The following is a 12,604-nucleotide window of genomic DNA, read 5'->3' as shown; positions in this document are numbered from 1 at the left end:
AGGCTTCGATGAAACTGCATGTCAGCCTGTTGGGCTTCGCGATTGGCCTGGCGGCCAGCGTTCAGGCGCTGGCGGCCGAAGCGCCGAAGCAGGTCAATCTGTTTATCTGGGGTGAGTACCTGGCACCGGACACCCTCAGTCGCTTCGAGCAGAAGACCGGAATCAAAGTGGTGGTCGATCATTTCGACTCGCTGGAAACCGTCGAAACCAAGCTGCTGACCGGGCGCAGCGGCTACGACCTGGTGTTGACGGCTGGCCAGCATCTGCAGCGGGCGATCAAAAGTGGCGCGCTGCAACCGTTGGATAAAGCTGCATTGCCGCATTTCAAAGGGCTTGATCCGGAGTTCACTGGGCACATGGCCGCGTTTGATCCGGGTAATCGCTATGCCGGGTTGTATGTGTGGGGCACTACGGGCTTTGGCTATCAGCAGCAGGCCATCGCCAAGCGCATGGCCGATGCGCCCACCGACAGCTGGGCCATGCTGCTGGATCCGCAGGTGGTGGCCAAGTTTGCCGATTGTGGGGTGAGTTTTCTCAACGATCCCAATGAGGTGTTTGCTGCCGCGTTCCGCTACCTGGGTCTGGATATCAACCAGCAGAGCCTGGACGACCTGAAACTGGCCGAAGCCCATCTGGCCAAGGTGCGGCCGTCGATTCGCTACTTCGACAACGACCGCAATATCACTGACCTGGCCAACGGCGATACCTGTCTGGCGATGTCGTGGAACGGCAATGTGTCGATTGCCGCTGGCCAGGCTGAGCAGGCGGGCAAGCCCTACAGCCTGCACTACAGCATCCCGCGTGAAGGCACGCTGATCTGGTTCGATGCGATGGTGATTCCCAAGGATGCGCCGCACCCAGAGGCGGGCCTGGCGTTGATGGATCACCTGATGGCGCCCGATGTCATCGGTGCCATCACCAACACCATCTACTACGCCAACGCGGTGCCAGCGGCTAATGCCACAGTCGATCCAGCCATCCTCGCCGACCCTGGCACCTATCCGCCGGCCGCTGTGCGCGCGCAGCTATACACCAAGAACGACAACGCCAAGGCGTTCAACCGCGCATTAACTCGCGCCTTTAGCCGGCTCAAGTCAGGGTTGTAAGCACAGGGTTGCGGTCTACTTGAGTCCGGGACCGGACTTGGTGTTGATGCCTTTGGCCATACGGTCGTAGAGCACCACATTGACGGTGGCTGCGAGGTTCATGCAGCCCTGGGTGGGGATGTAGATCACGTCCTCACACCAGTCGAGCACTTCCTTGCTCAGCGAGCCGTCTTCGGGGCCAAAGATATAGATGGCTCGGTCGGGGTGGGTGTATTGCGGCAGCGGCCGTGCGCCTTCGACCAGCTCCACGGCCACCGGCGTGCAGCCGATGGGGATGATCTGCTGCAGATCCTCCACACCGATCAGCGGAATATCCATATAGATACGCTGGGTGTCGGTAATAAAGTCGCGGGCGCGGGCATAGCGCTTACCGCTGTAGAACACCGAGGCGGCGCCATAGCAGCCGGCTGCGCGCATCACAGAGCCGACGTTTTCCGGGGATTTGGGGTTGAACAGGCCGATGCAGGCGTATCTCTTGTTGGCCACGGTGGCACTCGCACAGAATTTTCGAGGGGATTTTGGCGCCACGCCAAGGAGGGCGGCAAAAAAGACGCGAGTATACCTGTATGGCAGCGGGCAGATTTTTCTGTGGGGCAGCTTGCTGACGATACGACTAACCCTTAGACCGTCAGCAAACGGGTTTCGACAGCCGTGCGTTACTGCTTTTTCAGCCTTGCAGCCAGGTCGGCGAAGGGGTTGTGGGTCGCCTGGGCCGTCTTCGGTGTGCTCAGCGAACCTTCGCTGAAATACTGCTGGTCGGTGTAGCGCGAGTGTTCGTTGTCATGGCAGTACAGGCACAGCAGCTCCCAGTTGGAGCCATCCTGCGGGTTGTTGTCGTGGTTGTGGTCGCGGTGGTGCACGGTCAGCTCGCTCAAGCGCTTGCCGGAGAACTCGCGGGCGCAGCGGCCGCAGACGTGCGGGTACATCTTCAGCGCCTTGTCGCGGTAGCCTTCTTCACGCGAGCGCTGGGCCTCAGCGAGGATGCGGTCAAGTTTGCCGGTGGCGGAGGGGGATTTGTCGCTGCTCATCTGGATTCTCGTACGCTGGGCTGTGCGATCAGTCTAGCCGTGCCGGCGGTCAGTGAGAACTGCCCATGCGGCACTTAGCGGCAGGGTTGCTGCCCAAGAGGATAACTGCCCTCGGAGATAGCACCATGCGCCTGACAACCCTATTACTGATGATGACCACGCTGGCCAGCACCTCGCTGCTTGCCCAGCAGCCACCGAAAATGCCGAGCACAGAACCAGCAGCAGGTGCCCCGGGTACCGCCACGCCGCAACCCTATCCCAAGGTGGCGCCGCAGCATTTACCCGCCCCGGCCCGCAATAATCCGCCACTGCTCAAGCAGACGCCGCAGCCACAATCCAACCAGCCGCGTAGCGATCAGGATGTGCCGTTGTTGCAACAGCAGCGCGAGCGCAATACCCAACCGGTGCCGAAGCCCAACGAGTGAGTGGCGGGTGACTAGAGCTGCTGCTTGTCCAGTGAGCCCCTGGCCAGCATCAGCAGGCTGCAATCACTTACAGCGATGCAACTGGCCGAGCGGCGCTCGCCGTCGAGTACTGCCATCTCGCCAAACGCGCGGCCCTTGCGCAGCCGAGTCAGTTCGATGTTTTTGCTGTTGGAATTGATTTGGCGAACCGAAGCTGCACCCGCATGGATGATGCACATACAGGTACTAGGATCGCCGTAGCGGCAGATGCTTGCGTCCGGTTCATTTACTAGCCTTGAAGTAGTAGGCAGCGCTGAGCAGTTCGTTGGGCGTGAGGCCGTCGAACATGCCGCAGGGGGAGGGTAACTTCGGTCGAACAAATTGACCTTGGTCGCCCGCCAAGGTACCTGCCAGCGATACCTGTTACGTGCCGCCGAGTCGCCATGCCGGTTAGAAACTGAAGCGCCGCATCACACCCTGCAGTCGCCCGGACATGGCCTGCAGGGACTGGATAGCCTGAACAATACCGCCTTGTGCCGCAGAGTTTTCCTCAACAATTTGCGCCACCAGTTCCACGTTCATAGCCACCTGCTCGCTGGCCGCACGTTGTTCTTGCAGTGACAGCGAAATCACACTGACGGCTTGCAATGATTCATTCAGCGCCAGGCGAATGCCCGTCATCGAATTGCCCGCCTGATCGACCAACTGCGTACCGATGCTCACTCGTTCACAGCCAGCGGCCATGCTGATTTTTGCTTTATGCATGCCGCTGTGAATGGCATCGACCAGGGCGATGATTTCCGTGGTGGAGTGGGCGGTACGCCCGGCCAGACTGCGCACTTCATCGGCGACCACGGCAAAACCGCGACCTTGCTCACCGGCACGTGCCGCTTCGATAGCGGCATTCAGGGCAAGCAGGTTGGTTTGCTCAGCAATGCCGCGGATTACGTCGACAATGGCGGTGATGTTGCGCGATTGCGCGGCCAAAGTTTCGACATCCTGCGCGCTCTCAGCAACCAGCTCGGCGATTTTGTGCATTTCTGTGGTGGCGCGGGCCATGACAGAAATGCCGGCATCGGTCATGTCACCGGCTTTCTTGGCCATGTCATAGGTTTGCTGGGCGTTTTCGGCAATGTGATTGATGCTTACGGCCAGTTGTTCGACGGTGGCGGCCATCGCTGACGCGGTATCACTTTGCACGTTGGCGCTGGTCAGCACTTGTTCGGAGGACGCGGCCAGTTGCAGGGTGGCGCATTCGATCTGTTCGGAGGCTTCGCCGATATTGCCGATCATATCCTGCAGGCCGCGGCGCATGCTCTGCACCGATTTCATCACGCCGGTCATCACCTGGTTACCCAAGCTCTTGCCGCCGCCCAGGCGACCTTCGGCAATCCGTGCGCTGATTTCTTCCAGCTCACCGGGCTCGGCCCCCAGTTGCTGGCTCATCAAGCGGATGAAATAGATGACCTGGGCCAGACCAATCAACAGCGCAATCAGCAGCACACTGATGCTCAGTTTGAGGTTGCTCGCATAAGCGGCCTCACCCAGTTGGTACTGGCGCTTTGCTTCGAGCAGTTGCACATCGATCAGCTCGGCGAATTTCTCAGAGAGTGGGTCGATCAATGGATAAAGACGTTGGCTGGCAAAGGCATCAATGCCTGCTTTATCACCACGGTTAAGCAGGTTCTGTAGCTCATTGAGTGGTTGTCGTGCCTGTTCCATAAGCGGGTTGATTTGCTCAATCAGCTGACTTTCTTCGCGGATCAGTTCGGTGGCCAAGTACGCTTTCCAGGTGTCCTCAATTCGCACCTGCGCCTCTTCAATCAACCGTTGCGCCGTTTTTTCATCCAATTCGCCACTGTGCGCCTTGTGGGTCGCGTCAACGATATTGACGGCATAGAGGTCGGCAATCAGTTTGAGGTCGCGCAGCGGCACCACGCGGTCCAGGTACACCGTTTGCAGCCCCTTGACGGTGGCCTGCAAACCATACAAACCCAGACCACCAACACAGAGCAAACCCAGCAGCAGGCAGCCGGCAAGCAGGAATAAGTGGGTTCTGATCTTCCAGTTTTTCATCACAGACCGTCCATGGTGAGCAGGCAGCGAAATGGGGGGATGGCAGTAAGCCAGCGTGCAATTCAGCGTAGTTGAACTTGTACGTCAGGCCGGTTAAATCTGCATGACCGGTCAAGTAATTTTTCGCGCTAAACGTCCGCTGTTTAGTGCGAATGACTCTGAGCGTTTGTCGCGCGGCTTAACCGCCTGACAGCAGGCGGCAGCGCGGTGGTGGCGAGTCAAACCAGGCCGAGTACCTTGAGAATAAAGGCGTATTCCAGGGCGACATCTTTGAGCGCCTGGTAGCGACCGCTCATGCCGCCATGGCCAGCGTCCAGTTCAGTTTTCAGCAGTAACAGGTTGTGGTCGGTTTTCTGCGCGCGCAGCTTGGCCACCCATTTGGCGGCTTCCCAGTACTGCACGCGGCTGTCGTTGTAGCCGGCCACCGCGAGAATCGCTGGGTAGTCTTGGGCCTGGACGTTTTCGTAGGGTGCGTAACCTTTGATCCGCTCGAAGACTTCGGGCTGGCTAGGGTCGCCCCATTCGTCGTACTCGGTGACTGTCAGCGGCAGGTCGGGGTTCTGCATGGTGTTGAGCACATCAACAAACGGCACTTCGGCGATAGCGGCGGCGAACAGCTCGGGACGTTGGTTGAGCACTGCTCCCATCAGCAGACCGCCGGCGCTGCCGCCGCTGATCACCAGCTGTTGCGCGCTGGTATAACCGCTGCTGATCAGGTGTTCGGCGCAGGCGATAAAGTCGCCGAACGAGTTCTGCTTGTGCTCCAGTTTACCCGCGCGGTACCAGGCTTCACCCAGCTCGCCGCCGCCACGCACATGGGCGATGGCGAACACGAAGCCGCGCTCCAGCAGGCTTAGGCGCGCATGGGAGAACCAGGGGTCGAGGCTTTCGCCATAAGCGCCGTAGCCATACAGATAGAGCGGGGCAGAGGTGCCGAGCACTTCGCGTTTGGCCACCAGGCTGATCGGTACCTGGCTGCCATCGGCTGCAGTGGCCCATAGGCGCTGGCTGACATAGTCGTCGGCATCGAACGGCCCGAGCACTGGGGTTTGCTTGAGCACCACTTGCGCGCCGCTAGCCAGTTCCAGTTGACGCACCTGCGCCGGGCGATTGAGCGCTTCATAGCGCAGGCGAATGGCGGGGCTGTCAAACTCCAGGCTGTCCTGTACATACAGGCTGTAGGCGGCGTCCGGTAGCTGCACGCGGTAGGCCGCTTGCCCCTGCGGCTGCACGTCGATAATCGGTAAACCGCCTTCTCGCAGGCTCAGCACCAGCGCTTGCTGATTGAGGCTAACGCCTTCCAGCATCACGTCGGGGTCATGGGCGCGCAGCAATTGCCAATCGCTACGGTTCAGCGTTGCGTCGCATGCAGTAAACAGCGCGAAGTTGATGCCGTGCTGGTTGCTGCGGATAAACCAGCGCCACTGGCCATCCAGAGCGCCGTGGTCGACGTCGTATTCGTGACCCTCTTCGCGCGGGACCACGCAGCTGAACGCGGCTTGCGGTGTTTCGGCGTCCAGCACCCAGGCTTCGCTGGTGGTTTTGCTGCCCAGTTGTAGGATCAGCTGGCGCTCGGAGCTGCTGCGGTAGCAGCTGAGGAAGAAACGTCCGTCCGGCTCGTGGAACACCAGTTCGGCTGCGTCGGTGCCAAGGCGGTGGCGGTAGAGTTTGTGCGGCCGGTGGGTATCGTCCAGTTCACCGAAGAACAAGGTCTGGCTGTCATTGGCCCAGGTCATGCTGCCGTCGCATTCCTCGAACGGCAGCTCGATCAGGCGGTCTTCGGCCAGCTCTTTGACAAACAGCTGGTAGGTTTCCTCGCCGCTGGTATCCAGGCTGTAGGCCAGGCGCTGATGGTCAGGGCTGATGCTGAAAGCGCCGAGGGAGATAAAGCCGCCATCGGCCAGGTCGTTGGGGTCGAGCAGCAGCTGTTCGCTGGTCTCATCGACCGTCAGCGAGCCATCGGCGGGTTTGCGGCAGCGGTAATGCCGCGGGTATTCGTCGCCCGCCGTGGTGCGCTGGTAATACAGATACGGCCCCCACGGCGACGGCAGGCTCAGGTCGGTTTCGCGGATGCGCCCTTTGATCTCTTGAAACAAGGTTTCGCGCAGCGCCAGTTGGTCGCTGAGCTGTTGTTCCAGGTAGGTATTTTCCGCCTTGAGGTAATCAAGCACCTCAGCGCTGTCACGGTTTTCCAGCCAGCGATACGGGTCTGCAGCGTTATCGGCACGGGCTATGGGGGCTTGTGGCATGAAACAACTCCTGTGGATGGCGGCCGACAGCGGGGACGCCGAGGCAGGCAAAAGCCGTTATCATAAGCGCCACTTTGACCGTCGGCTGCTGAAATCTACGTGCTTATGTGCATGCGCCGCACGGTCTTCAATGCCAGAGAATGTGTGTTTTATGACTGAAAACGACTACCTGCTTGCCTGGGGCGCCTATCTTCTGGCCGCTCTTGGTTGCCTGTTGGTGTGGTTTCGCCTGACCAGTTGGATGTGGCGCTACCTGCGTGAGCCGCTGCGCGTGTTGGTGTTGGTGTTGCTGTTCAGCCCAACCGTGGTCGACCCTGGTAAGGAGCAGTTCGCCCCTGCGGTGGCAATTACTGCCATGGACCTGTTGCTGGATGTGGGCAATAACGCCTGGCGTGCAGTGGCGGACCTGAGCATGTACGCGTTGATTATGTTTACTCTTTATCTGCTGTTTGTCGCGGTGCGCTGGCCCATTGAGCGTTGGTGGCAGGCACGTAAGGGGCCAGCACCGGCTGCCGACGATGAGCCGACCTTGCGCGAAATGATGACGCGTGATGAACAGGATTTTGGCGACACCCGATACGATGCCCGCGGCGACCGTCGCCTGCGAGTTGAACCCCGCCTGTAAGCCGCGGCGGCGCTGCCTGACGCCGCCGGCCTTGTGCCAACGCAGCCAGCCGTTCAGCATGCTGGGTTGTTGATTAAGGAGAGGCTTATGACGTGTGTGTTCTGTGCAATCGCCGCCGAGCAATTGCCTGCCGAGCGTATTTATGAGGACGAGCACTTTATCGTCCTGCTGGATATCTTCCCCCTGCGCCCGGCCCATGTGCTGATTGTCAGCCGCGAACACGCGCCGTTTCTTAAAGACCTTTCCACTGCGGCCAGCGAGCAGTTGCTGCAGCTGGCGCAACGCATGGCTGCAGCCCTGCGAGCGGCCGGCTATGGCGAGCAGGGCATCAATTTCTTGATCAACGACGGGCCGACCTCCAATCAGCATGTGCCACACCTGCATCTGCACCTGATTCCACGACGCAGCGGCGATGTAATGCCGTTGCTGTGGCGCGCTCTGACGCGTTTTCTGCCGCTGGCGCGCAAACGCATCGAGGCGCGTCTGGCAATTGAAGCGCAGCAGCTGCGCGAGGCGTTACGCAATGTGTGAATTGCTGGGCATGAGCGCCAATGTGCCGACCGACATTGTTTTCAGCTTTACCGGCCTGATGCAGCGCGGCGGGCGGACCGGCCCGCACCGCGATGGCTGGGGCATCGGTTTTTACGAGGGGCGCGGCCTGCGCCTGTTTCAGGACCCGCGTGCTAGCAGCGAGTCAGAGGTGGCGCAGTTAGTACAACGCTATCCAATCAAGAGCGAAGTGGTGATCGGCCATATCCGCCAGGCCAATGTCGGCCGCGTCTGCCTGGCCAACACCCATCCGTTCGTACGCGAGATGTGGGGGCGTAACTGGTGCTTTGCCCACAACGGCCAATTGGCCGATTTTGCCCCGCAATTGGATAACTACCGGCCGATTGGCGACACCGACAGCGAAGCGGCCTTCTGTGATTTGCTCAATCGCCTGCGTCAGGCCTTTCCCGAGCCGGTTGCGGTAGAGCGGTTACTGCCTACTTTGGTCAGTGCCTGTGCGGGCTATCGTCAGCTCGGCGTATTCAATTGCCTGCTCAGTGATGGCGACTGGCTGTTCAGCTTCTGCAGCAGCAAGCTGGCGCATATCACCCGGCGGGCGCCGTTTGGCCCAGCGCATTTGAAAGATGCCGATATGCAGGTGGATTTTCAGGCGGAAACCACGCCCAATGATGTGGTCAGCGTGTTGGCCACTGAGCCGTTGACCGATAACGAGAGCTGGACGCTATACCAGCCGGGCGAGTGGCGGTTGTGGCGCGGTGGTGAATGCGTGGCGCAAGGCCTAACGGACTGAATTGGGGGAGGGGACATGTTTAGAAGCTATCTGCGGTTGGCCTTGTTTGCCCTGGGTTTGCTGGTTGGGGTGCAGGTGCCGGGGTTTATCGACGACTACAGCAAGCGCGTTGAAGCCCATCGGATTGAATCCGAGCAAGGGCTTAAAGGCTTTCGGGAGACTGCAAAGCGTTTTTTCAAGGGGGATCTGGTCGCGTTGGTTGGCCATTACCAAGCCAGCGCTGACCCCGTGATGCGCAGCGATGCGCAGAGTTTGGGCACCCTGGTTGAGCGTTCGGCATTCCTTGAGCGCGAATCCAAGGCGATGCAAGGGCCCTGGTACGGTCAGGTCTGGCATCTGGCTACCGCCGCAGACCATGAGTTGCTGGAAGAAACCTTCGCCGCTTACCGCTACCAGGTGCTGCTGGCCCCCGAGGCCATCGCCTGGGGCATTGCCTGCGCGATGTTGCTGGCCTGGCTGCTGGAAAGCCTGGCGCTGCTGGTCGGCATGCTGTTTGGTGCGGGCCGCAGTCAGAAGGTGCAGCAGCGGCACTGGCGCTAAGTTGGATCACATCAAGGGCTCGTAAGAGCCCTTGATGTTTCTGCCGCTTCTAAACCTACTTAACAGGTGACGCCGGTGTGGCGAGTGCCTGCTTGTTAGCGTGAGCATCCTCGGTAGCAGGTGCGGGCTGAACGGACACTGTTTTACGCCGCGACACCAACAAGACCCCCGCCAGCACCAGTCCGGCACCTGCCAACTGGGCAACCGACACCGGCTCCGATAACAGCATCCAGGCGAAGACAATCGTCAGGATCGGCCCCAGTGTGCCAATCAGCACGGTACGCGCCGAGCCAATCAGGCGCAGTGCAGCCGATTGCCAGAATATCGGCAGCACGGTGGAGAAAATCGCCATCGCCGCGCTGTACGCATACACCTCCATCGGCTGCTGCAGTGCAGAAAACGGTTGCGTGGCGAGGAAGTGAAGCTGCGTGGCAAAGGTGGACACGATAATCGCCAGGGCAGCAAAGCGGATGGTGCCCAGCCGGTGAATGGCCACCTCGGCCCCCGAGCTGTAAAGCGCGTAGGACACTGCAGAGCCGAAGATAAAGGCGGCGCCGATCAGCACCGTATGCAGGTCCTCTGCTACGTGCAGGTCGTGGGCGAACGCCAGGCCGATGCCCGCGTAGGTCAGCAGCAGCGCCGCAATCTGGCGTTTCTCCAGACGCTTGCCCAGAAACAGTACGCCAATCAGCACGGTTATGGTTGGGTAGATAAACAGAATCAACCGCTCCAGCGCCGCCGAGATGTACTGCAGGCCAATAAAATCAAGAATGCTGGCCCCGTAGTAACCGAGCAGCCCCAGGGCAATCAGCATGCCCCAGTCTTTGCGCGTGAGCGGCGGCGCTGCGCGACACAGCCACAGCGTGGCCCACAACGCGATGGGCAGGGCAAAGCTCATGCGCAGCGTCAGCAGGGTAACAGCGTCCACGGGCGCAGCAGCGTAGGCCAGCTTGACGAAGATCGCCTTGAACGAGAAACCGAATGCGGCGAGCACCGCGAGTGCAATGCCCAATCGTTCAGCAGACCAGGTTTTCCATGGCATGTGGGTAATCCCTAAAGAGTTGTGCTGAGCCGAATGATGATGGGGTTAGAATCGCTATAGAATTGGCTTTTTCATAAGTAATCGTTCGGATTTAACTAACACAATGCATTACGACCTGATTGATCTGCGCCTGTTTGTGGCGATTGCCGAAGCAAAGAATTTAACCCGCGGTGCCGAACGCGTGCATTTGGCCGCGTCTTCGGCCAGCCATCGCATGCGCGTGCTGGAGGAGTCGATTGGCACGCCGCTGCTGCTCCGCGAACCACGCGGCGTCAGCCTGACCCGTGCCGGTGAAGCGCTGCTGCGCCATGCGCGCCAGGTGTTTGCTCAGCTCGAACAGATGCACGCTGACCTTACGCCCTACGCCAAAGGCGTACGCGGCCATGTCAGCCTGTGGGCCAATACCCACGCCACCCATACCTTTCTGCCCGACAGCCTTTCGAGCTTTTTGCAGCGTCATCCGCAAGTCAGTATTTCCCTGGAAGAACACACCAGTCCGCAGGTGCTGATGGCGGTGGCGCGCGGCGAGGTGGAAGTCGGCGTGGTGGCGGGGACGATTGCGGACGCGGAGGTTGAGCTGATCCCGTACCGAGCTGACCGGTTGGTGCTGATTGCGCCGGTCGATCATCCGCTCGCTGTGCAGGTCAGCAGCCTGTTTGCCCAGGTGCTGGATTATCCCTTTGTCATGCTGCATTCAGGCTCGGCGATTCACACCTTTACCATGAACGCAGCCGCCGCATTGGGGCGGCACCTCGAGGTGCGGATTCAAGTGCGCAGCTTTGAGGCGGTGTGCCGCATGGTCAGCGCAGGCGTTGGCATCGGCCTGGTGCCGCGCAGTGCGGTAACCGCTGGGGCGCAGTTGGCCGTGATTGAGCTGGAAGAGCCCTGGGCGCAGCGCGATTTGAAGGTTTGTGTGCGCAAGCGCGAGCTGTTGTCGGGGTTTGCTGCGGCGCTTGTCGACTGCCTGACTGGCAGCGATACCAATCTCAGTTAAAGCACCCTAACGAACAACGGGCCCTGTCGGGCCCGTTGGTTTTACTTGGAGAGAAACTTCATACCGTCTTCCAACCCCTGCAGGGTCAGCGGGTACATCTGGTCTTCCAGCAGCTCACGCATGATATTGGTCGAGGCAGTGTAGCTCCAGGTGTCCTTGGGGTAGGGGTTGATCCAGATAAGCTTCTTGTACTTTTCCATAAAGCGCTTGATCCAGACGTAGCCCGGCTCCTCGTTCCAGTGCTCGACGCTGCCGCCGGCCTGGGTGATTTCATAAGGGGCCATGGCTGCATCGCCAACGAACACCACTTTGTAATCCGCGCCGTATTTGTGCAGCAGGTCCTGGGTGGAGAAGCGCTCAGAGGTGCGACGCAGGTTGTTCTTCCACACCGACTCGTACACGCAGTTATGGAAGTAGAAATACTCCATATGCTTGAACTCGGTCTTGCAGGCGCTGAACAGCTCTTCGCAGACCTTGACGTGAGCGTCCATCGAGCCGCCGATGTCAAACAGGATCAGCAATTTCACCGCGTTACGCCGTTCCGGGCGCATCTGGATATTCAGCAGACCGCCGTCTTTGGCGGTGTGGTCGATGGTGCCGCTGAGATCAAGTTCGTCTTCAGCACCCTGGCGCGCAAACTTGCGTAGGCGGCGCAGGGCCACCTTGATATTGCGCGTACCCAGCTCTACCTGATCGTCGAGGTTCTTGTACTCGCGCTGATCCCAGACCTTGACCGCTTTGCCCTGGCGCTTGCCGGCGTCACCCACGCGGATACCTTCCGGGTTGAAGCCGCCGGAGCCGAACGGGCTGGTGCCGCCAGTGCCGATCCACTTGTTGCCGCCTTCGTGGCGTTCCTTTTGCTCTTCGAGGCGCTTCTTGAATTCCTCGATCAGCTTGTCCAGGCCACCGAGGGATTCGATCTTGGCGCGCTCCTCGTCGGTCAGCGAGCGTTCGAACTCCTTGCGCAACCATTCATCAGGGATCAACGCCTCGATATGCTGATTAAGGTTTTCCAGGCCCTTGAAGTAGGCCCCGAACGCGCGGTCGAACTTGTCGAAATGCCGCTCGTCCTTCACCAGAATGGTGCGCGAGAGGAAATAGAACTCGTCCATATCGGCGAACACCACGTTGTGTTTCAACGCGTTGATCAGGTCGAGCAGCTCACGCACCGACACCGGCACCTTGGCGGCGCGCATTTCGTTAAACAGGTTGAGCAGCATGGCTGCGCCCTCGTAAATTC

The 12,604-nt window shown here is 59.9% G+C and carries 14 protein-coding genes; 7 read left to right on the top strand and 7 right to left on the bottom strand.

Annotation, left to right across the window (positions count from 1 at the left end; genetic code table 11):
- Positions 1-8 precede the first annotated feature (8 nt).
- Positions 9-1,106 (top strand): extracellular solute-binding protein, encoded by a 1,098-nt coding sequence (locus HCI85_RS11380; RefSeq protein ID WP_167144791.1) that lies wholly within the window; start codon positions 9-11, stop codon positions 1,104-1,106.
- 15 nt (positions 1,107-1,121) lie between these two features.
- Here HCI85_RS11380 and HCI85_RS11375 read toward each other — a convergent pair whose 3' ends face one another.
- Both HCI85_RS11375 and HCI85_RS11370 read right to left on the bottom strand, forming a co-directional pair.
- Positions 1,122-1,592 (bottom strand): RNA methyltransferase, encoded by a 471-nt coding sequence (locus tag HCI85_RS11375; protein ID WP_167144790.1) that lies wholly within the window; start codon positions 1,590-1,592, stop codon positions 1,122-1,124.
- 170 nt (positions 1,593-1,762) lie between these two features.
- Complete coding sequence (locus HCI85_RS11370) at positions 1,763-2,134, bottom strand: YajD family HNH nuclease (RefSeq protein WP_090253165.1); 372 nt, start codon at positions 2,132-2,134, stop codon at positions 1,763-1,765.
- A gap of 125 nt (positions 2,135-2,259) precedes the next feature.
- Between HCI85_RS11370 and HCI85_RS11365 the strand changes: the two genes are divergently transcribed.
- Positions 2,260-2,559, top strand: coding sequence for a hypothetical protein (locus tag HCI85_RS11365; RefSeq protein ID WP_167144789.1), 300 nt, complete (start codon positions 2,260-2,262; stop codon positions 2,557-2,559).
- A gap of 11 nt (positions 2,560-2,570) precedes the next feature.
- Here HCI85_RS11365 and HCI85_RS20985 read toward each other — a convergent pair whose 3' ends face one another.
- The 3 genes from HCI85_RS20985 to HCI85_RS11350 all read right to left on the bottom strand — a co-directional run bounded on the left by HCI85_RS20985 (position 2,571) and on the right by HCI85_RS11350 (position 6,863).
- Entirely contained in the window at positions 2,571-2,777 is a 207-nt protein-coding gene (locus HCI85_RS20985; protein WP_241693770.1) for a cyclic nucleotide-binding domain-containing protein, read from the bottom strand.
- A gap of 211 nt (positions 2,778-2,988) precedes the next feature.
- Positions 2,989-4,614: a methyl-accepting chemotaxis protein gene (locus HCI85_RS11355; protein ID WP_167144787.1), complete on the bottom strand. Its 1,626-nt coding sequence runs from the start codon at positions 4,612-4,614 to the stop codon at positions 2,989-2,991.
- A 218-nt stretch (positions 4,615-4,832) separates the two neighbouring features.
- Positions 4,833-6,863 carry a S9 family peptidase gene (locus HCI85_RS11350; RefSeq protein ID WP_167144786.1) on the bottom strand — a complete coding sequence of 677 codons (2,031 nt, stop codon included), beginning with the start codon at positions 6,861-6,863 and terminating at the stop codon, positions 4,833-4,835.
- A 151-nt stretch (positions 6,864-7,014) separates the two neighbouring features.
- On the opposite strand from HCI85_RS11350, the gene HCI85_RS11345 reads away from it, so the two are divergent.
- From HCI85_RS11345 to HCI85_RS11330, 4 genes are all read left to right on the top strand, one after another.
- The gene (locus HCI85_RS11345) at positions 7,015-7,488 is read left to right on the top strand and encodes an MFS transporter (RefSeq protein WP_167144785.1); all 474 of its coding nucleotides are present in this window, start codon (positions 7,015-7,017) and stop codon (positions 7,486-7,488) included.
- Between the two features lie 87 nt (positions 7,489-7,575).
- Complete coding sequence (locus HCI85_RS11340) at positions 7,576-8,019, top strand: HIT family protein (RefSeq protein WP_167144784.1); 444 nt, start codon at positions 7,576-7,578, stop codon at positions 8,017-8,019.
- Positions 8,012-8,788, top strand: coding sequence for a class II glutamine amidotransferase (locus HCI85_RS11335; RefSeq protein ID WP_167144783.1), 777 nt, complete (start codon positions 8,012-8,014; stop codon positions 8,786-8,788). The genes HCI85_RS11340 and HCI85_RS11335 overlap by 8 nt, the downstream gene beginning before the upstream one ends.
- A gap of 15 nt (positions 8,789-8,803) precedes the next feature.
- The gene (locus HCI85_RS11330; protein ID WP_160087311.1) at positions 8,804-9,328 is read left to right on the top strand and encodes a DUF2937 family protein; all 525 of its coding nucleotides are present in this window, start codon (positions 8,804-8,806) and stop codon (positions 9,326-9,328) included.
- A 55-nt stretch (positions 9,329-9,383) separates the two neighbouring features.
- Here HCI85_RS11330 and HCI85_RS11325 read toward each other — a convergent pair whose 3' ends face one another.
- Positions 9,384-10,370 (bottom strand): DMT family transporter, encoded by a 987-nt coding sequence (locus tag HCI85_RS11325; protein ID WP_167144782.1) that lies wholly within the window; start codon positions 10,368-10,370, stop codon positions 9,384-9,386.
- A 103-nt stretch (positions 10,371-10,473) separates the two neighbouring features.
- On the opposite strand from HCI85_RS11325, the gene HCI85_RS11320 reads away from it, so the two are divergent.
- Complete coding sequence (locus HCI85_RS11320; RefSeq protein ID WP_167144781.1) at positions 10,474-11,364, top strand: LysR substrate-binding domain-containing protein; 891 nt, start codon at positions 10,474-10,476, stop codon at positions 11,362-11,364.
- A 41-nt stretch (positions 11,365-11,405) separates the two neighbouring features.
- On the opposite strand, the gene HCI85_RS11315 is transcribed toward HCI85_RS11320, so the two are convergent.
- Positions 11,406-12,584: a vWA domain-containing protein gene (locus tag HCI85_RS11315; protein WP_090253197.1), complete on the bottom strand. Its 1,179-nt coding sequence runs from the start codon at positions 12,582-12,584 to the stop codon at positions 11,406-11,408.
- Positions 12,585-12,604: the final 20 nt, after the last annotated feature.

Source organism: Pseudomonas sp. OTU750018 (assembly GCF_011636575.1).
In the GTDB taxonomy this organism is placed as follows: Bacteria; Pseudomonadota; Gammaproteobacteria; order Pseudomonadales; family Pseudomonadaceae; genus Aquipseudomonas; species Aquipseudomonas peli.
Note: the sequence above shows the minus strand (reverse complement) of the source record. Positions and strands in the feature narration are given on the sequence as shown.